A 20,871-nucleotide genomic window follows, 5' to 3' on the forward strand; every position below is an offset into this window, starting at 1 on the left:
CCAGACGGCCCATGTTTAATTAAACCGGGCCGAATAGTGTTACCAGGACTGAGTTGCTTTGAAGGAATCGAGCAGAGCTTTCAGCTTCGTCTCGATCTCTTCATTGTAACCACCAGACTGGTCAATCTCTTTCAGAAGATCAGCATGTTCACGGCTGGCATACGCAAGCAGCGCAGACTCGAAATCAATAATCTTAGCGATTTCGATATCTTCCAGATAACCACGTTCCGCAGAAAACAGAGATAATGACTGTTGTGCAACAGACATCGGAGCATACTGTTTCTGTTTCAGCAATTCAGTTACTTTCTGACCATGATCCAACTGCTTGCGAGTCGCGTCATCAAGGTCTGAAGCAAACTGAGAAAATGCTGCCAGTTCGCGATACTGAGCCAAAGCAGTACGAATACCACCAGACAATTTCTTCACGATCTTAGTCTGAGCAGCACCACCTACACGGGATACAGAGATCCCAGGGTTAACTGCCGGACGAATACCTGCGTTGAACAGGCTGGATTCTAAGAAGATCTGACCATCAGTAATTGAAATAACGTTTGTTGGTACGAATGCTGACACGTCACCTGCCTGAGTCTCAATGATAGGCAGAGCTGTCAGAGAACCTGTTTTACCTTTCACTTCGCCATTAGTGAATTTTTCTACATATTCAGCGTTAACACGCGCAGCACGTTCCAGCAAACGGGAGTGCAAATAGAAAACGTCACCAGGGAATGCTTCACGTCCTGGTGGACGACGGAGCAGCAGAGAAATTTGACGATAAGCAACAGCTTGCTTAGATAAATCATCGTAAACAATCAGCGCATCTTCACCGCGATCGCGGAAAAATTCGCCCATTGCGCAACCAGAATATGGTGCCAGATATTGCAATGCGGCAGATTCTGAAGCAGTCGCAACTACCACAATAGTATTGGCAAGAGCACCATGCTCTTCTAATTTACGGACTACGTTCGCAATAGTAGAAGCTTTCTGACCAACAGCGACATAAACACATTTAACGCCTGAATCGCGCTGGTTAATGATTGCGTCAATAGCTAGTGCGGTTTTACCTGTCTGACGGTCACCGATAATCAGTTCACGTTGACCACGACCAATTGGGATCATGGCATCAACAGATTTATAACCAGTCTGTACCGGCTGATCAACAGATTGACGGTCGATAACGCCCGGAGCAATCATTTCAACAGCAGAGAAACCATCATGCTCAACAGGACCTTTACCATCGATTGGTTCGCCCAGAGTGTTTACTACACGACCAAGCAGACCACGACCAACAGGTACTTCAAGAATACGGCCAGTACATTTAACTTTCATGCCTTCTGCTAAGTCAGCATACGGGCCCATCACAACCGCACCCACGGAGTCGCGCTCCAGGTTCAATGCGATTGCATAACGATTGCCAGGCAGTGCGATCATTTCACCCTGCATAACTTCGGCTAAACCGTGAATACGAATGATTCCGTCGTTAACGGATACAATCGTACCTTCATTGTGAGCTTCACTCACTACATTGAACTGAGCAATGCGCTGCTTGATCAGTTCGCTGATTTCGGTGGAATTCAGTTGCATATGCTCCAGTCCCCTTAAGACTGCAAGACGTCTGTTAAGCGATCTAAACGGCCACGAATACTGCCATCAATCACCAAATCACCGGCGCGGACTACCACACCAGCAATAACAGACTTATCAATTTTGCAATTCAGCTTAACTTTGCGTGACAGACGTTTTTCCATCGCCGCAGAAATTTTAGCCAGCTGTTGCTCACTCAGTTCGGTAGCAGAAATTACTTCAACATCAACTGTTGATTCAAGTGACGCACGCAATTGAATAAATTGCTGCAAAACTTCCGGTAATGCTAATAAGCGACCGTTTTCTGCCATTATACGAATAAAGTTCTGAGCATGTTCATCGACCTGTTCACCGCAAATTGCGATGAAAGTATTGGCTAACGTTTCCGATGCCAATGAACCGGAAAGCAGTTCACCAACTTGCTCATTACGAGTCACTTCAGCTGTGAACGCCAGCATATTCTGCCATTGTTCAAGCGATTGTTTTTCCACAGCAAAGTCAAAAGCTGCTTTGGCGTAGGGGCGAGCTACAGTAGCGAATTCAGACATGCCCCTCCCTCCTTACAGTTCAGCGACCAGTTTATCAACGATGTCGCTGTTAGCAGCTTCATCCACGGAACGTTCGATGATTTTCTCGGCACCTGCGATAGCCAACATAGCGACCTGCTTACGTAACTCCTCTCTAGCACGCTTACGTTCGGCATCAATTTCTGCCCGAGCTTGCGCTACGATTCGGTTACGTTCCTGGTCAGCTTCAACTTTTGCATCATCAAGAATCTGGGCTTTTTGTTTATTAGCCTGTTCAATGATGACCTGAGCTTCAGCTTTTGCTCTCTTCATTTGGTCGGTCGCATTAGCTTGCGCTAAGTCTAGGTCCTTTTTGGCACGTTCTGCAGAAGATAAACCATCAGCAATTTCTTTTTGACGCTTTTCAATGGCCGCCATAATTGGTGGCCATACAAACTTCATACAAAACATAACAAACAGGACAAACGCAATGGCCTGGCCGAGGATTGTTGCATTAATATTCACAGCACAATACCTCTTTTAAATTAATGAGTTGACGTAGTTTCTAATTTTTCTACAAACTACGCGACAGCAAACATTACGTACAAGCCAAGGCCCACAGCAATCATCGGAATGGCGTCAACCAGACCCATAACGATAAAGAACTGTGTGCGCAACAGAGGAATTAAATCCGGCTGACGAGCAGCACCTTCCAAAAATTTACCTCCGAGGATGCCGATACCGATCGCAGCACCGATTGCCGCCAGACCCATCATTACAGCGGCAGCCATGTACAGCAGATCCATATTCAGGTTTTCCATGACAGTCTCCAGTTTGTTTCAGTTAAAACACAGTTATTGTGGTAAAAATTAATGTTCTTCAGATGCCATCGATAGATAAACAATCGTCAGAACCATGAAAATAAAGGCTTGTAACGTAATAATCAGTATGTGGAAAATAGCCCAAGGTAGGCTGAGTAACCACTGCGACCACCACGGTAACAGACCAGCTATAAGAATAAAGATCAATTCACCCGCATACATGTTACCAAACAGTCGTAGACCGAGTGATACCGGTTTTGAAAGCAGGCTAACCCCTTCCAGAATTAAGTTAATCGGAATAAACAGCGGGTGATTAAAAGGCTGTAAAGTCAGCTCCTTTGTAAAACCACTGATTCCTTTCATCTTAATGCTGTAGTAGAGGATGAGGACAAAGACACCGATAGCCATCGACAAGGTAATACTGACATCTGCTGTTGGTACAACACGCAGAGCAGGTAAGCCGAAGAAATGTTCACCGATATAAGGAAGAAAATCGATTGGCAATAAGTCCATTACGTTCATTAATAACACCCACACGAACACAGTTAATGCCAGAGGGGCAATAACTTTGCTCTTTCCGTGATACATATCACGAACGCTGTTATCAACAAAACCCATGATCAATTCTATAGCAGTCTGAAGTTTGCCAGGTACGCCACTGGTGGCATTAACCGCAACCTTTCTGAATACATACAGAAATAAAATCCCTAATACGACTGAGAAAAAAAGCGAGTCAATGTTCAACGTCCAGAACGTTGCAGAACCACCAGAGTTGGGATCGACCAACTCAAAGGTACGCAGGTCCAACTGAAGGTTATTCAGGTGGTGGCCTATGTAGTCCCTTGCAGTTGAAACTTCTCCTGATGCAGACATGATGCCTCTTACCCTTTTGTTGTTGAAAACCTAACCGTTTATCACAGCTGATGCGATGATCTGCACAATCAGCACCACTAAATAAGCCAAACCTAGCGGTACAAACGCCGCTTTAAACACCCCCAAAGCAACAATCAGCACTGCTATCGCAATAATAACTTTCAATCCTTCACCAATAGCGAAAGACCACGCAACACGCACAGAAACGTCTTCTTCTTTTGCTTTCTGAAGACTGGCAAATAGCATGAAGATGGTATTTGGTAACCAACATGCTAATCCACCAGCAAAAGCAGAAGCGCCCCATTCTATACTTTTGGTACAAAAAGCCGCACTGAGAATAACAAAAGTCATTAACTGCAAAAACAGCAACTTCAGTGCAATTTTACCGTTGTAAAGGGATACAGACATGACTTTTGTTTTCTCCCCTGCACACTTTGCATATCAGGTTTTGCTGAATGTTGTATAAAACTGCCTTTACTTAAGAGTGTCAAGTGACAAAAACGTGCAAATTATACGGGCAGCCAAAATGAATTCAATCCATAAGTAGCGAAAAGGTGAACAATTATTTAAATTTTTTACTTCGGCACAAAATCACAAGCTGATTATTGTACTTATTTTTTGTTTTTAATAATTTCATATTTTTAAATTTAAATGTGATTTAAATCACATAAAATTCTAATTTATTAATTATTTTTAACATTTACCATAAATAAAAATAAAATATATTACCAATTAAATCAATATGTTAATTTTATCCATTGGAAATAGAGTTATTCTACTATTGACTTAAATTACCAAACTGATTTTTAGCTGTTTTAAAAAAGGGAATCTGATGAAAAAATGCTTTATCTGCTTTTTAAAGGCTCAATTATCTTTATATCAAGATAGTGTTATTTTTATGTAATAACTCGGTAAATTAAAGCTGAAACGAGACAAATCATAATTAGTGATGTTGACTACAGCATAATTGTGCTCAACATCACTAATTATTTATAACTTTATTGACAAATAACAAAATTAGTTTGACTTAAGGATAACAAGATGGCGTTGCCCTTCCAATTCAGGAACATCTAGCTGAATAACTGAATCAACAGAAATTCCGGAAGGTAACATAGTAAATTCCTCTTCAGGAAGTACACCTTTAAGTGCATAGAAACGCCCATGAGTAGACTTAAGTAAATGACTGCACCAAGAGACCATATCTTGTAGTGAAGCAAAAGCTCGACTTATAACACCATCAAAAGGTGGCTCAGAAGTGTATATTTCAACTCTACTTTGCACAGGCTCGATATTTGCTAAATCAAGTTCATGCTGAACTTGGCGCAAAAATCTGACTCTTTTACCTAAACTGTCTAGCAATGTGAAATGAGAATCTGGGGAAACAATAGCTAACGGAATCCCCGGTAACCCAGGGCCAGTTCCTACATCGATAAAGCGATCACCTTGCAGATAAGGACTGACAATAATGCTATCCATGATATGACGAATCAACATTTGTTCTGGATCACGAACAGATGTGAGGTTATAAGCTTTATTCCACTTATTGAGCATATCAACATAGGCTATAAGCTGTTGTTTCTGCTGCTGTGAAAGTTTTATTTCTGCTTTAGCCAACAACAATTCCAGTTTGTTAAACATAATAAAGATCCTCTCAGGCACTGCGACGCAGTAATCCTTGTTTTTTCAGCCATACAAGCAAAATAGAAATTGCAGCAGGTGTTATTCCTGAAATACGCGAAGCCTGACCAATTGAGCTTGGTTTGTGATCATTGAGTTTAGCAACAACTTCGTTAGAGAGACCGCTGATTTGGCAATAATCGAGATCAATCGGTAATGATGTATTTTCATTACGCAATTGTTTTTCAATCTCTTCCTGCTGGCGGGCAATATACCCTTCGTATTTGACTTGAATTTCAACTTGATCAGCTGTTTGTGGCTCTTTAAGGCCCGGCGAAAACAGAGGCAATGAAGTCAAAATTTTATAATTCATTTCGGGACGGCGCAATAAATCTTCACCATTGGCTTCTTTCGATAATGGCGTTTTTAGTATGTCATTGATATCACCAAGATTATTCGAATGAGGATGAATCCAAATATTACGTAGACGTTGACGTTCTTGTTCAATCATTTCCACTTTACGGCAATAATATTCCCAGCGAGAATCATCTACTAATCCTAATTCGCGGCCTTTTTCTGTTAAGCGAAGGTCTGCATTATCTTCACGTAACATCAGGCGATACTCAGCTCGAGAAGTAAACATACGGTATGGTTCTTTAGTACCTAAAGTACACAAATCATCAACTAGAACACCAATATAAGCTTGATCACGGCGAGGGAACCATCCTTCTCGTTCTGTAGCATAGCGTGCTGCATTAAGACCAGCCAGAAGACCTTGAGCCGCAGCTTCTTCGTAACCCGTCGTACCATTGATTTGCCCTGCAAAGAATAAACCGTGTATAAATTTACTTTCCAGTGTTTGTTTTAGATCTCTTGGATCAAAAAAATCGTATTCTATTGCATAACCTGGTCGAACGATACGAGCATTTTCCATCCCTTTCATGGAGTGAACAATTTGCATCTGTACATCAAATGGTAAACTGGTAGAAATACCATTTGGGTAAATTTCGTTGCTAGTTAATCCTTCCGGTTCAAGGAAAATTTGATGAGCGTTGCGATCTGCAAAGCGCATGACTTTATCTTCGATCGAGGGGCAGTAGCGTGGGCCGATCCCTTCAATGATCCCTGCATACATGGGGCTGCGATCCAAGTTGTTTCGGATCACATCATGCGTTTTTTCATTGGTGTGGGTGATATAACATGGCATCTGTTGTGGATGTTGACCCACATTTCCAAGGAAAGAGAATATTGGCGTTGGAGTATCACCTAATTGTTGGGTTAGTTGGCTAAAATCAATAGTTCTAGCATCAATACGTGGTGGTGTGCCTGTTTTTAATCTGTTTACACGTAAAGGTAGTTCGCGTAAGCGTTGTGATAATGAAATTGCAGGGGGATCACCGGCCCTTCCTCCGCTATAGTTCTCTAGGCCGATATGGATCTTACCGTCTAGGAATGTACCTACAGTCAAAACAACAGCTCTAGCCTTGAATTTTAGCCCCATACGGGTTACTGCACCGATGACTGTGTCGTTTTCAACAATTAGATCCTCTACAGGTTGTTGGAATATCATTAGGTTAGGCTGGTTTTCTAATGCTGTTCGTATAGCTTGACGATAAAGGACCCTATCAGCTTGGGCACGTGTTGCACGAACAGCAGGTCCTTTACTGGCATTTAAGGTTCTAAATTGAATACCTGCTTGATCAGTTGCCTTAGCCATTAGACCACCAAGTGCATCAATTTCTTTAACCAGATGTCCTTTACCGATTCCACCGATGGCTGGGTTACATGACATTTGGCCCAAAGTATCAATATTGTGAGTCAGTAATAAGGTTTGACGGCCCATTCGGGCAGATGCCATCGCAGCTTCAGTACCGGCATGACCACCACCGATAATAATCACGTCAAATTGCTCTGGATAAAACATGGTGATGAACCTTTTGTTGTAAGAATGCCAAGTGTGCATTAAGGGAAGGGAATTCTACTCAAGTTTAGGCGATAGACCAAGTGGGTGAGATCGCCGGTAATTAAAAGAAGATCTTTTTATTTAAAGATCTCTTTATTAGATCTTTTATTAGGATCATGATCTTTTGTGGATAAGTTATTTTTCCTGATAAAGATCATAATATTATAAAGGATCATTTGTTGTGGATGATCCGTGATCCCAGTGGGTATAAACTGGGATCTAAATTGGGAGTTATTCACAGTGCGATCATGGTTAGATAGTTATACTATGGATAACTACGGGTTAACCCCGACTTTTTATATGAGTTATCCACAACTGATAGCTTGTTTTTTATTCAGATCAGAGTGAGATTGACCAAGTTTTAACCCATTCTTCTGCGGGATCTTCGGGGATCTCATGCTGTTGGATGTCAATTTCCAGGCGATCACCGAGACGTTTGGCTCCATTTTCCATCAATAGTTGATCAAGCGATCTTATTGCTCCACAGAAAGTATCGTATTCAGAACTACCAAGGCCAACAGCACCATATGTTACTTTGCTGAGATCAGGTTTTTGTTCAGAAATTTCTTCTGCTAGTGGTTGTATGTTTTCTGGTAACTCCCCTGCACCATGTGTAGATGTTACTACCAACCAAATTCCTTCTTGAGGAAGCTTATCTAAAGAGGGGCCATGCAGTATTTCAGTGGAAAAACCTGCATCTTCCAGAATTTCAGCCATATGTTCAGCTACGTATTCAGCGCTACCCATGGTACTGCCGCTGATTAAAGTAATTGTGGACATAGTGATCCCAACAAATTTCAAGAACAGCTATTGTACTCTGTGAATCTGTTGGGATCTACCTGTGGATAATGTGGTTATAACAAATTTTATATTATGGCTTTATTGTCCGCATGATCGGGTTTTGTAAGGAGATCAGGGTTTCTGTTGATTGGATTTCATCAATAGTCTGTATCTTGTTGATAAGTACATCTTGAAGAGATTCAATTGAGCGGCACATAACCTTAATAAAAATGCTGTAGTGACCTGTTGTGTAATAAACCTCAACTACTTCATTGAGGTTGCCCAGTTTTTTCAACGCTGATGGGTAATCTTTAGCGCTCTTAAGAATAATGCCAATAAAGCAACAAACGTCATAACCAAGTTGTTTAGGACTGATATCTACTCTGGTACCGGTGATGATCCCCGCCTGCTTCATTTTTTCTACGCGAACGTGAATTGTTCCTGGGCTGACAGCAAATTTCTTTGCGAGTTCTGCATAAGGTGTACGTGCGTTGTCCATTAAAGCGTGAAGTATGTCACGGTCCAAATTATCGATCTGATAAATTTCTGACATTTCTAACCTCATTTTTTGTTGAATCATCATTTTTAAATCTTAAAAAATGAATTATATAAACAATAAAGACTATTTTTATTAAAGTATATTGAATTTATCCCTCATTTTATTGCTTAATGTTTCCAACAGGACATCAGGGTCATCTAAAGAATTTGAGAATAATATTATGAAAAAGTCATTTATTGAGAAGCAGCAACAAATCAGTTTCGTGAAATCCTTCTTTTCCCGCCTACTGGAAAGCAAGCTGGGTCTAATTGAAGTACAAGGGCCAATGTTGAGCTGTTTGGGTGATGGCATCCAAGATAACTTGTCTGGCCATGAAAAAGCTGTTCAGGTAAAAGTGAAGACTTTACCGGACTCAACTTTCGAAGTTGTGCATTCACTGGCTAAATGGAAACGTAAGACATTGGGACGTTTTGATTTTCAGCCAGAGCAAGGGCTTTACACCCACATGAAAGCATTACGTCCGGATGAAGATCGCTTAACACCAATCCACTCTGTTTATGTTGATCAATGGGATTGGGAAAAAGTGATGGGAGATGGGCAACGTTCGCTTGCTTATCTTAAACAGACGGTAGGTAAAATCTACGAAGCGATAAAAGAAACAGAAAAAGCTGTCAGCAAAGAGTTTGGTCTGGCACCGTTCCTGCCAGATCAAATTCACTTTGTTCACAGTGAAGCGCTTTTGAGCCGTTATCCGGAGCTAGATACAAAAGGACGTGAACGCGCTATTGCTAAAGAATTGGGTGCTGTTTTCCTTATTGGTATCGGTGCAAAATTATCTGATGGACAATCTCATGATGTTCGTGCACCAGATTACGATGATTGGACAACACCAAACAGTGATGGTTTTGTTGGTTTGAACGGTGACATCATTGTTTGGAACCCTGTTTTGGAGGATGCTTTTGAAATTTCTTCCATGGGTATCCGTGTTGATGCAGAAACATTGGAGCGCCAATTGTCATTGACTGGTGATGAAGATCGCTTGCAATATGATTGGCACCAGGCGTTACTTAAAGGTGATATGCCACAGTCAATTGGTGGGGGGATTGGTCAATCCCGCTTGGTGATGTTACTGCTGCAAATGAAGCATATTGGTCAAGTTCAATGCAGCATATGGTCGCCTGAAGTACGCGAAACTGTAGAAGACATGCTCTGATTTACTCAGTGACGCCACTTTCGCAATAAACGGCTTTTGAGTCCGGTATCAAAGCGCCAGATATGATCGAATATCCGCATAATTCCGGGCTTACCATATTGGGACATGGAGACCGCATGGAAGCGGTGTTGCTGATGCTGTTGCAGATTTTTTATCTGATGGATTAGTGAGTCCGGCAAACGTTGGGCAATGAAATCTGAAATAACAACAGCATCAGCATCTTTCCAATGTTGCTCTTTCATTTTTTTTATTGTGCTTGTTAGGCAAAAAGCTAAATCTGTACCCCCTTTGAAAGTCTGACTAAGAAAACGAATAGCTTGTTCCAAGCCATCTGATGAAGATAGTTCATAGTGCACAATTTCTGTAGCAAATAATATGATATGACAGTTACGATTATCAGCCAGTGCTATGCGTAACAATGCGAGACAAAAGGCTTTGGCACATTTTTCATTAAATCCTCCCATAGATCCGGAAGTATCTACACAGATAATAAATGGTCCTCGCGGTTTTTCTTCTTGGCTGTAATGGGTGACTGGTCGTAATGTTGTTTTCTGTTTCCAGCTATCTCCTTGTAATTTATAGGTAAGTAAACGCTTTTCTATCAATCTACGATAAAATTCATATTCCAAATCTTCAATTCCCAATATTGCTAGTTCCGTTGGTAACAAACGTAAAATATCATCACTTTGTCCTATACCATTCACTTGTTCAGGAATGGTATTTGGTGTTCGCTCAATTGTGGTAGATGGTTCGAGAAGATGGTTTTCCTGTAGTTTTGATTTTGCTGATTGACTGCGTCCAAGTAATTGAGCCAGTTTTTCCAGTTCAGGTTGTTGACGAAGAAACTCACTATAGTGAATCAATAACTGTGTATCATTTCGGGAATGATTTATCTGACTTTTACTCATATCCCATAACCGCCCTGCTGCTCTGTCATTTTCACTGAGAATAGGGTCGAGATTGCCGCTTAGTATCATCCTTTGTTGCAGTTCCGCCAATAATTGCTCTTTTTCTTGTTCCAATAATTCCTTGTGGAAGTTTGTGGTTTGCAGTATCAAATTGAGTCGCCATCGTTGAATAAACAATATTTGCAATGTATTTGAATGATCAATAGCATGAGTTACCAGTTTCTGGGCTTCTGCATAAAAAGGTGATTCAATTCGGCTCAGTGTTTCCAGAATATCGGGAAGTTTAAGATAAAAATTATCTGTGCTGGCAGGTAGTAATTGTTGATATAACTGAAATTCTTCTGCCAGAGTTGCAGGAATTAATGCTTCTTTAATCCTTTGTTGTAAATCTTTTTTCCAGTCGGGAATGTCTTTTAACAGTGCACGTCTCAAGCGAGGATATTTTTCAAAAAAGACAGCCAGCTGAGGTGAAGCTAAGAGGGTTAGTATGATTTCCTCTATCAGCTCCCCCTCATTTACTGACAATAAAAGATCAAGAGTTGTTAAGCTAATCATTTAATTAATTGCCCATTTTTATTTTCAGCTGATTGAGCTTATCTGTCAGTTGGATAAAGCTTTGTTCTATCGCATTAAGCCAATGATTTTCAATAAACAAACATGGTTTATGTTGGTCAAATAATTGGCGTTGGTGGTGAATGTTTTGATTAATTTTTTCCAATCTCTCTAGCCACTCACTGCTTTTTTCATTTTGTTGGTGTTGACTATCTAGTAAATATAAAGTAGATGAGCGACGGCTAATATCGAAAATTTCTATCTGGTGTGCTGAATTAATTTCAGCTGTTATGTTTTGGGGAAAACCAATATTGTTCAAGCGAGCTGGTAGTTTTCCACCTTTGTTTATCCAGATGTTCAGAATATTTTTTTCTATTTCAATAAAATTAACTTGAATATCATGGATATAAAGAGGTATGTGTAGGAATAAGGTTAATTTCTCTTCATTGATATGATCGGGTAGCGAATATTGCGTTTTGTGCCCAAATAGGTGAATTTTTTTTCCTAGCTGGAATGCCTGTTGATTGTTTTTATCCTGGCGGACTTGAATCCATTGGTGATAAAGTGAATCGATTTGCTGAGATAAGACTCTTTGCTGATATGCTTGTTCGGTTATTAGAGTATTTAGATATTGAGGTAACAGTTTGAAAGAGTGGAGATCATGCCATAAACAATCTTTTAGTAATATTAAATCGAGAGGTGATATTTCTTTTCTACCATTGAAGAAAGCACTGGCTTGCAATAAATGAATTGCTTTCTTCCAGCGTCGATCTGAAACGTAAGGTGAGTGTTCTGTTACATCAAGTTGTTGACGTAGTTGGTAGATAATATCAAAACAACTGTCTGGCAAGGCTATTTTATTAATCTCATTTTGCCATTGATGAAATTCTTCACTTGTTATCTGAATATTTGCAGGGACTGGATTATCAATTTCGTTTTTATGGTTAGTGAGTAATTCTCTAAAGTTATGTTTTTCCTGAATTTTATCCAACCAAATACGGATTAGCATTCGGTCATAAAGAGCTTCAAGGCTGCTATCTGCTTCAGGTAATTCATTGGAGGCTGTTACTAGTAGCCTCATTGGGATTTTTTCTTCAGTATCTCCATTTCTGAATTTTCTTTCATTAATTGCAGTCAGCAAGGTATTGAGAATTGCTGGGCCTGCTTTCCATATTTCATCAAGAAAAACAATTTCAGTTTCAGGTAAATAGCCTGTGGTTAAGCGTTGATAACGTCCTTCTTCTTTCAACGCTTGGATAGAAAGAGGTCCGAAAATTTCTTCAGGAGTGGAGAAGCGAGTCATCAGATATTCAAACGCTCTGGCATTATGAAATGCAAATTTCAGTCGGCGGGCTATCAGACTTTTGGCGATTCCTGGAGGGCCAAGTAGAAAAACACTTTCCCCACACAGTGCGGCTAGCAAACATAAACGAATCGCCTGTTGTCTTTCATACAGACCACTTTCCAGGTAGTTACTTAAACAAGCTATTTTTTCTACTATTTTTTTCTGCATAATTCATACCAATGTTATCTACTGGGTTAAATAAATTATTAGTTATATGTGAAATAAGTCTTATTCATAGGTTTTAGTCATCATTTTATCGATGAAAATAATATTTACCTTAAAAATCGATTCAGCGTCAAATATTCAATAGGTTAACGTTTATTTTTTGTTTTTTTATTAGCGAAACGTTTCGATAACGATCACATTTTTGTGTCAACAATGTTGCATTTAAAATGTTACTTTCTATATTACTTAATTAGCGAAACGTTTCGCTAATGGAATGAAAAATGAAAAAAGGTGTATTACTGAATTCTGAAATTTCAGCCGTAATTTCTCGGCTGGGGCATACTGACCAGATTACAATTGGTGATGCTGGATTACCAATTCCTTCTTCAGCCCAGCGGATTGATTTAGCGCTAACCCAGGGTATTCCCTGCTTTATATCTGTTCTCAAAGTCGTTACTCATGAAATGCAGGTTGAAGCCGCATTTTTAGCAAAGGAGATAATTAGTCATAATCCTTTGATTCATCAATTAATATTGGCTCAGATTAAAGAACTTGAGAAACAGCAAGGGAATTCAATCACAATAGAATATATAAGTCATAATACGTTGAAAGAGAAAACGGAACATAGCCGAGCGATGATTCGTACAGGGGAGAATTCTCCTTATGCGAATATCATACTTTGTGCTGGTGTAACTTTCTGAGGTGGTTATGCAACCTGTACTAGAACTAAAAGGAATCGGTAAATCCTTTCCTGGTGTCAAAGCATTATCTGATGCGGCGTTACGAGTTTACCCGGGCAAAGTTATGGCATTGGTCGGAGAGAATGGTGCAGGTAAATCCACGATGATGAAAGTGTTAACTGGAATATATACCAGAGATACAGGTATGATTCGTTATTTGGGCAAAGATGTGACTTTTTCTAGCCCTAAATCTTCTCAGGAAGCGGGTATCGGAATTATTCATCAAGAATTAAATCTTATTCCTCAATTGACTATTGCTGAAAATATTTTTTTGGGACGCGAATTTGTTAATAAGTTCGGTACCATAGACTGGAAGAAGATGTATCAGGAAGCGGATCGCCTTTTGAGAAAGTTGAATCTGAGTTATAGCAGTCACCAGCGGGTAACTGAACTTTCTATCGGTGAACAGCAAATGGTTGAAATAGCCAAGGTACTGAGTTTTGAATCCAAAGTCATTATTATGGATGAGCCAACAGATGCACTGACTGATACAGAAACTAAATCGATGTTCAGAGTGATACGTGAACTGAAATACCAAGGATGCGGTATTGTTTATATATCCCATCGTCTGAAAGATATTTTTGAAATATGTGATGACGTTACGATACTCCGTGATGGGCAATTTATTGGTGAAAAACAGGTAAAAGAATTAAAAGAAGACAACTTAATTGAAATGATGGTTGGTCGAAAATTGGAAGATCAATATCCCCGTCTGAATTTACCTTGTGGTAAGAAACGGCTTGAAATTGAGAAAATTTCTGGCCCCGGTGTAAGGAATGTCAGTTTTTCCCTTTATCGCGGAGAAATTCTGGGTATATCGGGGCTGATGGGAGCTGGCCGAACGGAATTAATGAGAATTATTTATGGTGCATTGCCAAAAACACAGGGGCAGATCACTTTGGATGGGAATCCCGTTATAACTCGTAATCCTCAGGATGCGTTAGCTTATGGAATTGTTTATATTTCAGAAGATCGGAAACGTGATGGCTTAGTTTTGGGTATGTCAGTTAAAGAGAATATGTCTCTGACTGCCTTACGTTATTTCAGTAATAAGTCAGGTAGCTTGAATCATAAAGAAGAGCAACAGGCAGTTAATGACTTTATTAAACTATTTAATATAAAAACACCGTCAATGGAACAGACTATTAATCTGCTTTCTGGTGGTAATCAGCAAAAAGTGGCAATTGCTCGTGGATTAATGACCAGGCCAAAAGTTCTTATCTTAGATGAGCCCACTCGAGGTATAGATGTTGGTGCGAAAAAAGAAATTTATCAGCTGATCAATCAGTTTAAAAAAGAAGGTCTGAGTATCATCTTGGTTTCTTCTGAAATGCCGGAAGTGATAGGAATGAGTGACAGAATTTTGGTCATGTATGAAGGACATATCAGCGCAGAATTCTTTGCTGAGCAAGCAACTCAAAAAGCTTTAATGGCGGCAGCTGTTGGTAAACATCACGATGTGGTTCAGGAGTAATTCAGTATGAATTCTAATGCATCACTGACATATAAACGTTGGTTTACTAAAGAATGGTTGCTGGAGCAAAAATCGCTGATTGCGTTGTTAGTGCTAATAATAGTAGTTTCCTCTCTTAGTCCGAATTTTTTCACTTTAGATAATTTATTCAATATTCTTCAACAGACATCAGTTAACGCCATTATGGCTGTTGGGATGACATTGGTCATTCTGACGTCGGGTATTGATCTATCTGTTGGTTCAGTGCTTGCGTTGACAGGCGCAGTAGCAGCTTCTCTGGTTAATATGGATGTTAATGCATTGGTGGCGATAATCGGTGCTTTAACTTTAGGCGCTGCGATCGGAGCTGGTACAGGAATAATTATTGCTAAAGGTAAAATACAAGCCTTCATCGCTACTCTGGTCATGATGCTATTACTTCGTGGAATAACTCGTGTCTATACTGATAGCAGCCCGATAAATACAGGATTCAGTAATAATGCGGAGCTGTTTAGCTGGTTTGGTATTGGTCGTCCATTAGGTATTCCTACTCCAATATGGTTGATGTTGATAGTTTTTGTTATTGCTTGGTATATCCTGCACCATACCCGCTTGGGTCGTTATATTTACGCTTTAGGCGGTAATGAATCAGCTACTCGTTTATCCGGTATCAGCGTCGATAAAATCAAGATTATCGTTTATTCCTTATGTGGCTTGCTGACCGCGCTGGCAAGTATTATTGAGGTCGCTCGTCTTTCCTCCGCCCAGCCAATGGCAGGGAATGGGTATGAATTGGATGCAATTGCTGCCGTAGTATTGGGAGGAACCCGTCTGTCAGGTGGTAAAGGGTTAATTGTTGGTACTCTAATTGGTGCGTTAATTCTCGGTTTTTTAAATAATGGCTTAAACTTATTAGGTATTTCTTCTAACTACCAGATGATAGTTAAAGCAGTTGTAATATTGTTGGCAGTTCTGATTGATAACAAAAGTGGTAAATAACCTTATCCTACAGGAAATAACACAATGAAAATGAAGAAACTGGCAGCAATCTTATCTGCTGTTGCATTAAGTGTAACTATGAGCGCAAATACATTGGCAAAAGACGCTATCGCATTGGTCATTTCTACACTGAATAATCCATTCTTTGTCACTATGAAAGACAGCGCTCAAAAAGAAGCAAATAAGTTGGGCTATAACTTGATTGTCCTGGATTCTCAGGATAATCCTGCGAAAGAATTGGCCAACGTTCAGGATCTGACAGTACGTGGTATTAAATTGATGTTAATTAATCCAACTGACTCTGATGCTGTAGGTAATGCCATTATTATGGCTAACAATGCGAAAATTCCGGTAGTTACTCTCGATCGGATGGCGAATAAAGGCAGAGTTGTTAGCCATATTGCTTCTGATAACCGGCGGGGAAGTAAAATAGCAGGTGATTTTATTGCTGAAAAACTAGGAAATGGGGCACAAGTTATTCAGTTGGAAGGTATTACTGGTACATCTGCTGCTCGCGAGCGCGGTGAAGGATTTAATAAAGTGGCACAAGAGCATAAATTTAATGTGCTGATTAGTCAGCCTGCTGATTTTGACCGTACCAAAGGTTTGAATGTTATGCAGAATTTATTAATGGTTTATCCACATGTGCAAGCTGTGTTTGCTCAAAATGATGAAATGGCGTTGGGTGCTCTGCGTGCTTTGCAGACAACGGGGAAGAACGATGTATTAGTTGTTGGTTTTGATGGTACTGAAGATGGTATCAAAGCTGTTCAAGGTGGAAAGCTAGGAGCAACAATCGCTCAGCGTCCTGATCAGATTGGTATCATTGGTATTCAGACAGCCGATAAGGTGCTGAAAGGTGAAAAAGTTGATGCCATCATTCCTGTAGAGTTGGAGTTAGTTATTAAAAAATAAGCCAATGTGACTGTGCCGTTGCTATTCATGGTGGCGGCATGATGGAAAAGGATGAAGAATGGGTACGGCAAAACTTGCGGTGGTTGGCAGCATCAATGCTGACCATATATTAAATCTTGAATCATTCCCTCGTCCGGGTGAAACGGTGATCGGGAAACAATATCAGATTGCTTTTGGTGGTAAAGGTGCTAACCAAGCGGTAGCAGCAAGTCGCAGTGGCGCTGACATTACATTTATTGCTTGTGTAGGTCAGGATGATATTGGTTCCCGTATTTGCCAGCAATTGGCAATGGATAATATTAACACCTCTAGCATTGAAGCTATTGAAGGAGAAACAACGGGTGTCGCACTGATTCTTGTTAATCAACAAGGTGAAAATGTTATTTGCATTAATGCAGGCGCTAATGCTGCGTTAACACCAACATATTTTCATCGTTACCAAAATATTGTCAAAGAAGCGGATGCATTATTAATACAACTTGAATCACCATTGGAAACTGTACAACTTGCGGCAGAGACAGCTAGACAGAATAATACAAAAGTCATACTAAATCCGGCGCCGGCACAAAAATTATCTGATCAGTTACTCTCATTGGTGGACATTATTACGCCGAATGAAACCGAAGTTGAATATCTGACAGGAATTACAGTAAAAAATAATTCTGATGCGGAAAAGGCTGCTCAGGTGTTGCATGATAAAGGTATTGAAACAGTAATTATCACATTAGGTAGTTGTGGAGTATGGTTGAGTGAAAAAGGTCAGAAAGGAAAAATTGTTCCAGGATTTAAAGTTAAAGCTGTAGATACTATTGCGGCAGGAGATACTTTCAATGGCGCATTAGTGACGGCACTATTGGAAGGAAAAGTAATGTTATCGGCTGTACGATTTGCTCATTCTGCTGCTGCAATAGCAGTAACCCGTCAGGGAGCTCAACCTTCTATTCCATGGCGAAATGAAATTGAAGCATTTTTAACTGAACAGGATTAACAGTGGCTACAATCAAAGATGTTGCTCGCTTTGCGGGTGTTTCTACATCAACTGTGTCTCATGTTATTAACAATAACCGTTATGTCAGTGATGGTATAAAAAAGAAAGTTAATGATGCTATTAATCAACTGAATTATGCACCATCTGCGCTTGCCCGAAGTCTCAAAATCAAGCAAACCAAAACCATTGGTATGTTGGTAACAACCAGTAATAACCCTTTTTATGCTGAAATTGTAAGAGGGGTGGAACGAAGCTGTTATGAACGTGGTTACAGTCTTATTCTGTGTAATACCGAAGGTGATATCAAACGGATGGACCACAGCATGGAAACTCTGTTGCAAAAACGGGTAGATGGATTGCTTATCATGTGTACTGAAAATCAATGTACTTCCTGCGATGTCTTGCGTCGTTATCCTCCTTTACCAATGGTTATGATGGACTGGTCTCCATTTGATATTGTTGGTGATATTATTCAGGACAATTCCTTGTTGGGCGGCGAAATGGCTACTAATCACCTTATTAGCTGTGGTTTTAAAAAAATAGCTTGTATTGCAGGCCCACAAGATAAAACTCCAGCCCGTCATCGATTGGAAGGATATAGAAAGGCAATGGCAAACGTTGGCTATGTTATTCCTGACGGATATGAAATTTACAGTGATTTTGAGTTTGCTGGTGGTTTTGAATCAATGCAGAAGTTGTTGTTGCATCCAGAACCACCAGAAGCTATTTTTGCCGGTAATGATGCAATGGCTGTTGGCGCTTATCAGGCTATTTACCAAGCTGGGCTTTCTGTACCAAATGATATTTCCATCATTGGATATGATGATATCGATCTTGCCCCTTATATGATCCCACCTTTGACAACCATTCATCAGCCGAAAGATGAACTGGGGAAGTTAGCTATTGATACTTTGCTTTACCGGATGGGTAATCCGAAAAGTGATCCTAAATTGCTAGTATTAACTCCAACACTAATTGAGCGTAACTCAGTTTTCCGTTCTTAAGTGCTCTTTTTCTTAATTAGATTATCTCCATCTTCCTTATGTAGTAATAGGAAGGTGGAAGAAGAGAGTAAAGTCATTATTCCTACAGTAATAAAAGTGTTATGAAAGTGATCAACTGTTGTTCCATAAGGTATGGAGTCATAGAAACGGAGAATAGCTGCGCTTATTGCAACACCGAAACTAATAGATAACTGCTGAGTTACAGCTAATAAACTATTTCCTGAGCTAGCATTATTATTGGTCAGATCAGCTAGAGTGATGGTATTCATTGAAGTAAACTGAATGGATACAGCCATACCCAGTAAAAATAGCGGAATAATTAAAAGAACAACGGATATTTCTGGTGATTGCAGTGAAAATTGAGAAATCATCAGGCCAATAATGACTGTTATACTAACCAGTGTCTTACGATAACCAAAGCGAGTCAGTACATTAGTAACAAAAGACTTGGCAATAATGGAACCAATAGCTGTTGGTGCCATCATCATTCCGGCAGTAACTGCGGGATAACTAAATCCAACTTGTAACATTAAAGGCATCAGAAAAGGAACACATCCAGTTCCCAAGCGTGTAACAATATTACCGATGATGCCGATAGAAAATGTGCGGATGCGGAATAAGTTCAGGCTGATTAATGGCTGGATGTGTTTTCTAGCATGCATCAAGTAGCCAAATAACATTATAAAACCAGCAATCATCATTGTGAGTGGTATATAACTTGGTAATGAACTTTCTCCTAGTAAATCCAAGCTGACGGAAACCATTATTAAACTCAGTCCGAAAAGTATGAAACCGGAAAAGTCGAATGAACGTTTTGGCATTGTGAAATTAGGCATATGCTTTTTAGCATAAATAATTCCCAATAAGCCGATTGGGATATTGATAATAAATATCCAGTGCCAGGTAGCATAAGTTACTAATAATCCACCAAGCATAGGACCAAGAATGGGTCCTACTAATCCCGGCATAGTGACGAAATTCAGAACGGGTAAAAGTTCACTACGTGGGTATGCGCGTAATAAAGCAAGACGAGCAACAGGCATCATCATTGCACCACCAATTCCTTGAATTACTCGGGAAACGACCAGAAAAGCTAAATTTCCTGATAAAGCACAGGCTAGGGAGCCTAGAGAAAACAAGGATACAGCAAAAATAAATATTCGGCGGGTACCGAAACGATCTGCTAACCAGCCACTAACCGGAATTAGCAGGGCAACAGTCAGAGTATAACTGACAACAGCAGATTGCATCGCTAGAGGGGAGTGTTCGAGGCTTTCAGCAATAGCGGGCAATGCTGTGTTGAGAATTGTTGCATCTAAAGCTTGCATAAAGAAAGCTATTGCGGCAATCCAGGGTAGCCCCGCCATATTACGAGCGGTTTTTACCATTAAATAATCCTGCTTACCTTTGTCTAACCAGTATTTGATTAGATATTAATCTAACACATTACTATATAATATCATTCTCTGTTGTCTGATTTTTTTAGCTCAAAGAAAATAAGAAAGATTTTTCTGTTATTTAAATTGCACTATTATCACTAATTACTTTCAAATTTGAGAATAATTACTGTCGATAACATCAGTTATTGTATAAAAAAACTTCCAAAAGTATAAGGTTTGTTGAAAAAATCCGCGAACGAAAGTTTTTTTCAAATAAACGCTTGCCAGCGCCGAAGAAGGCCCTATAATGCGCCACCACTGACCGACACAACGTGGATAAACCGGGTGAGGTCAGGCAGGGAAAAGGCAATAAGCGCTTGACTCTGCGGGCGAAAAGCGTAGTATACGCAGCCCGGCTGACGGAGAATGATAATTTTTATGTTGGCCCGCTCTTTAACAATTAATCAGACAATCTGTGTGGGCACTCACAAGACCGTATCACAAAAAAATACGTTTTAAAGTCTTGAAGAGTGAAGCGCAGTTAATTCATAACGAACTAACGGTGAGATT

The 20,871-nt window shown here is 40.0% G+C and carries 21 protein-coding genes; 8 read left to right on the forward strand and 13 right to left on the reverse strand.

Features of this window, described 5'->3' with window-relative positions; all coding sequences use genetic code 11:
- Positions 1-39: 39 nt before the first annotated feature.
- The 10 genes from atpA to asnC form a co-directional block, all read right to left on the reverse strand.
- Positions 40-1,581 (reverse strand): F0F1 ATP synthase subunit alpha, encoded by a 1,542-nt coding sequence (gene atpA / locus BO26_RS13940; protein WP_036772325.1) that lies wholly within the window; start codon positions 1,579-1,581, stop codon positions 40-42.
- Positions 1,582-1,595: 14 nt separating this feature from the next.
- Positions 1,596-2,129: a F0F1 ATP synthase subunit delta gene (atpH, locus tag BO26_RS13945; protein WP_036772327.1), complete on the reverse strand. Its 534-nt coding sequence runs from the start codon at positions 2,127-2,129 to the stop codon at positions 1,596-1,598.
- A gap of 12 nt (positions 2,130-2,141) precedes the next feature.
- On the reverse strand, positions 2,142-2,612 hold the full coding sequence (atpF, locus tag BO26_RS13950; RefSeq protein ID WP_036772328.1) for a F0F1 ATP synthase subunit B: 471 nt from the start codon (positions 2,610-2,612) through the stop codon (positions 2,142-2,144).
- Positions 2,613-2,668: 56 nt separating this feature from the next.
- Positions 2,669-2,908 carry a F0F1 ATP synthase subunit C gene (atpE, locus tag BO26_RS13955; RefSeq protein ID WP_000429386.1) on the reverse strand — a complete coding sequence of 80 codons (240 nt, stop codon included), beginning with the start codon at positions 2,906-2,908 and terminating at the stop codon, positions 2,669-2,671.
- 48 nt (positions 2,909-2,956) lie between these two features.
- A complete protein-coding gene (atpB, locus tag BO26_RS13960; RefSeq protein WP_036772331.1) occupies positions 2,957-3,781 on the reverse strand; it encodes a F0F1 ATP synthase subunit A in 825 nt (274 codons plus the stop codon).
- Positions 3,782-3,811: 30 nt separating this feature from the next.
- Positions 3,812-4,189 carry a F0F1 ATP synthase subunit I gene (gene atpI, locus BO26_RS13965; RefSeq protein ID WP_036772332.1) on the reverse strand — a complete coding sequence of 126 codons (378 nt, stop codon included), beginning with the start codon at positions 4,187-4,189 and terminating at the stop codon, positions 3,812-3,814.
- A gap of 609 nt (positions 4,190-4,798) precedes the next feature.
- Positions 4,799-5,419, reverse strand: coding sequence for a 16S rRNA (guanine(527)-N(7))-methyltransferase RsmG (gene rsmG, locus BO26_RS13970; RefSeq protein WP_036772333.1), 621 nt, complete (start codon positions 5,417-5,419; stop codon positions 4,799-4,801).
- A gap of 13 nt (positions 5,420-5,432) precedes the next feature.
- Entirely contained in the window at positions 5,433-7,322 is a 1,890-nt protein-coding gene (gene mnmG / locus BO26_RS13975) for a tRNA uridine-5-carboxymethylaminomethyl(34) synthesis enzyme MnmG (RefSeq protein WP_036772334.1), read from the reverse strand.
- Positions 7,323-7,700: 378 nt separating this feature from the next.
- Positions 7,701-8,141: an FMN-binding protein MioC gene (gene mioC, locus BO26_RS13980; protein ID WP_036772335.1), complete on the reverse strand. Its 441-nt coding sequence runs from the start codon at positions 8,139-8,141 to the stop codon at positions 7,701-7,703.
- 91 nt (positions 8,142-8,232) lie between these two features.
- A complete protein-coding gene (gene asnC, locus BO26_RS13985) occupies positions 8,233-8,694 on the reverse strand; it encodes a transcriptional regulator AsnC (RefSeq protein WP_012776241.1) in 462 nt (153 codons plus the stop codon).
- A 166-nt stretch (positions 8,695-8,860) separates the two neighbouring features.
- On the opposite strand from asnC, the gene asnA reads away from it, so the two are divergent.
- Positions 8,861-9,853 carry an aspartate--ammonia ligase gene (gene asnA, locus BO26_RS13990; protein ID WP_036772336.1) on the forward strand — a complete coding sequence of 331 codons (993 nt, stop codon included), beginning with the start codon at positions 8,861-8,863 and terminating at the stop codon, positions 9,851-9,853.
- 5 nt (positions 9,854-9,858) lie between these two features.
- Here the strand turns inward: asnA and viaA are convergent, their stop codons facing one another.
- Positions 9,859-11,316, reverse strand: coding sequence for an ATPase RavA stimulator ViaA (gene viaA / locus BO26_RS13995; protein WP_036772338.1), 1,458 nt, complete (start codon positions 11,314-11,316; stop codon positions 9,859-9,861).
- A 4-nt stretch (positions 11,317-11,320) separates the two neighbouring features.
- Positions 11,321-12,826, reverse strand: coding sequence for an ATPase RavA (ravA, locus tag BO26_RS14000; RefSeq protein ID WP_036772339.1), 1,506 nt, complete (start codon positions 12,824-12,826; stop codon positions 11,321-11,323).
- 278 nt (positions 12,827-13,104) lie between these two features.
- Here ravA and rbsD point away from each other — a divergent pair, with 278 nt between their 5' ends.
- Genes rbsD through rbsR form a run of 6 tightly spaced genes read left to right on the forward strand, consistent with a single transcriptional unit; the run spans position 13,105 to position 18,922 of the window.
- Positions 13,105-13,524 (forward strand): D-ribose pyranase, encoded by a 420-nt coding sequence (rbsD, locus tag BO26_RS14005; protein WP_036772341.1) that lies wholly within the window; start codon positions 13,105-13,107, stop codon positions 13,522-13,524.
- 7 nt (positions 13,525-13,531) lie between these two features.
- Positions 13,532-15,037, forward strand: coding sequence for a ribose ABC transporter ATP-binding protein RbsA (gene rbsA, locus BO26_RS14010; RefSeq protein ID WP_036772342.1), 1,506 nt, complete (start codon positions 13,532-13,534; stop codon positions 15,035-15,037).
- 6 nt (positions 15,038-15,043) lie between these two features.
- The gene (gene rbsC / locus BO26_RS14015) at positions 15,044-16,015 is read left to right on the forward strand and encodes a ribose ABC transporter permease (RefSeq protein ID WP_036772343.1); all 972 of its coding nucleotides are present in this window, start codon (positions 15,044-15,046) and stop codon (positions 16,013-16,015) included.
- Positions 16,016-16,039: 24 nt separating this feature from the next.
- On the forward strand, positions 16,040-16,930 hold the full coding sequence (gene rbsB, locus BO26_RS14020) for a ribose ABC transporter substrate-binding protein RbsB (RefSeq protein WP_036772345.1): 891 nt from the start codon (positions 16,040-16,042) through the stop codon (positions 16,928-16,930).
- Positions 16,931-16,988: 58 nt separating this feature from the next.
- Positions 16,989-17,918, forward strand: a complete 930-nt coding sequence (rbsK, locus tag BO26_RS14025) for a ribokinase (protein ID WP_036772348.1) — start codon at positions 16,989-16,991, stop codon at positions 17,916-17,918.
- Positions 17,919-17,920: 2 nt separating this feature from the next.
- A complete protein-coding gene (rbsR, locus tag BO26_RS14030; protein ID WP_036772351.1) occupies positions 17,921-18,922 on the forward strand; it encodes a ribose operon transcriptional repressor RbsR in 1,002 nt (333 codons plus the stop codon).
- On the opposite strand, the gene mdtD is transcribed toward rbsR, so the two are convergent.
- Complete coding sequence (mdtD, locus tag BO26_RS14035; protein ID WP_036772354.1) at positions 18,919-20,310, reverse strand: multidrug transporter subunit MdtD; 1,392 nt, start codon at positions 20,308-20,310, stop codon at positions 18,919-18,921. The two genes, rbsR and mdtD, sit on opposite strands and share 4 nt — an antisense overlap.
- Positions 20,311-20,633: 323 nt before the next feature.
- On the opposite strand from mdtD, the gene BO26_RS24915 reads away from it, so the two are divergent.
- Positions 20,634-20,765, forward strand: a complete 132-nt coding sequence (locus BO26_RS24915) for a hypothetical protein (RefSeq protein ID WP_477707004.1) — start codon at positions 20,634-20,636, stop codon at positions 20,763-20,765.
- Positions 20,766-20,871 lie beyond the last annotated feature (106 nt).

Source organism: Photorhabdus australis DSM 17609, from assembly GCF_000711895.1.
In the GTDB taxonomy this organism is placed as follows: Bacteria; Pseudomonadota; Gammaproteobacteria; order Enterobacterales; family Enterobacteriaceae; genus Photorhabdus; species Photorhabdus australis.

Excerpts from the sequence above, each read along its gene's own strand:
- atpA (WP_036772325.1), bottom strand. The coding sequence starts at position 1,581 with ATGCAACTGAATTCCACCGAAATCAGCGAACTGATCAAGCAGCGCATT.
- atpH (WP_036772327.1), bottom strand. The coding sequence starts at position 2,129 with ATGTCTGAATTCGCTACTGTAGCTCGCCCCTACGCCAAAGCAGCTTTT.
- atpE (WP_000429386.1), bottom strand. The coding sequence starts at position 2,908 with ATGGAAAACCTGAATATGGATCTGCTGTACATGGCTGCCGCTGTAATG.
- atpB (WP_036772331.1), bottom strand. The coding sequence starts at position 3,781 with ATGTCTGCATCAGGAGAAGTTTCAACTGCAAGGGACTACATAGGCCAC.
- atpI (WP_036772332.1), bottom strand. The coding sequence starts at position 4,189 with ATGTCTGTATCCCTTTACAACGGTAAAATTGCACTGAAGTTGCTGTTT.
- rsmG (WP_036772333.1), bottom strand. The coding sequence starts at position 5,419 with ATGTTTAACAAACTGGAATTGTTGTTGGCTAAAGCAGAAATAAAACTT.
- mnmG (WP_036772334.1), bottom strand. The coding sequence starts at position 7,322 with ATGTTTTATCCAGAGCAATTTGACGTGATTATTATCGGTGGTGGTCAT.
- mioC (WP_036772335.1), bottom strand. The coding sequence starts at position 8,141 with ATGTCCACAATTACTTTAATCAGCGGCAGTACCATGGGTAGCGCTGAA.
- asnC (WP_012776241.1), bottom strand. The coding sequence starts at position 8,694 with ATGTCAGAAATTTATCAGATCGATAATTTGGACCGTGACATACTTCAC.
- asnA (WP_036772336.1), top strand. The coding sequence starts at position 8,861 with ATGAAAAAGTCATTTATTGAGAAGCAGCAACAAATCAGTTTCGTGAAA.
- viaA (WP_036772338.1), bottom strand. The coding sequence starts at position 11,316 with ATGATTAGCTTAACAACTCTTGATCTTTTATTGTCAGTAAATGAGGGG.
- ravA (WP_036772339.1), bottom strand. The coding sequence starts at position 12,826 with ATGCAGAAAAAAATAGTAGAAAAAATAGCTTGTTTAAGTAACTACCTG.
- rbsD (WP_036772341.1), top strand. The coding sequence starts at position 13,105 with ATGAAAAAAGGTGTATTACTGAATTCTGAAATTTCAGCCGTAATTTCT.
- rbsA (WP_036772342.1), top strand. The coding sequence starts at position 13,532 with ATGCAACCTGTACTAGAACTAAAAGGAATCGGTAAATCCTTTCCTGGT.
- rbsC (WP_036772343.1), top strand. The coding sequence starts at position 15,044 with ATGAATTCTAATGCATCACTGACATATAAACGTTGGTTTACTAAAGAA.
- rbsB (WP_036772345.1), top strand. The coding sequence starts at position 16,040 with ATGAAAATGAAGAAACTGGCAGCAATCTTATCTGCTGTTGCATTAAGT.
- rbsK (WP_036772348.1), top strand. The coding sequence starts at position 16,989 with ATGGGTACGGCAAAACTTGCGGTGGTTGGCAGCATCAATGCTGACCAT.
- mdtD (WP_036772354.1), bottom strand. The coding sequence starts at position 20,310 with ATGGTAAAAACCGCTCGTAATATGGCGGGGCTACCCTGGATTGCCGCA.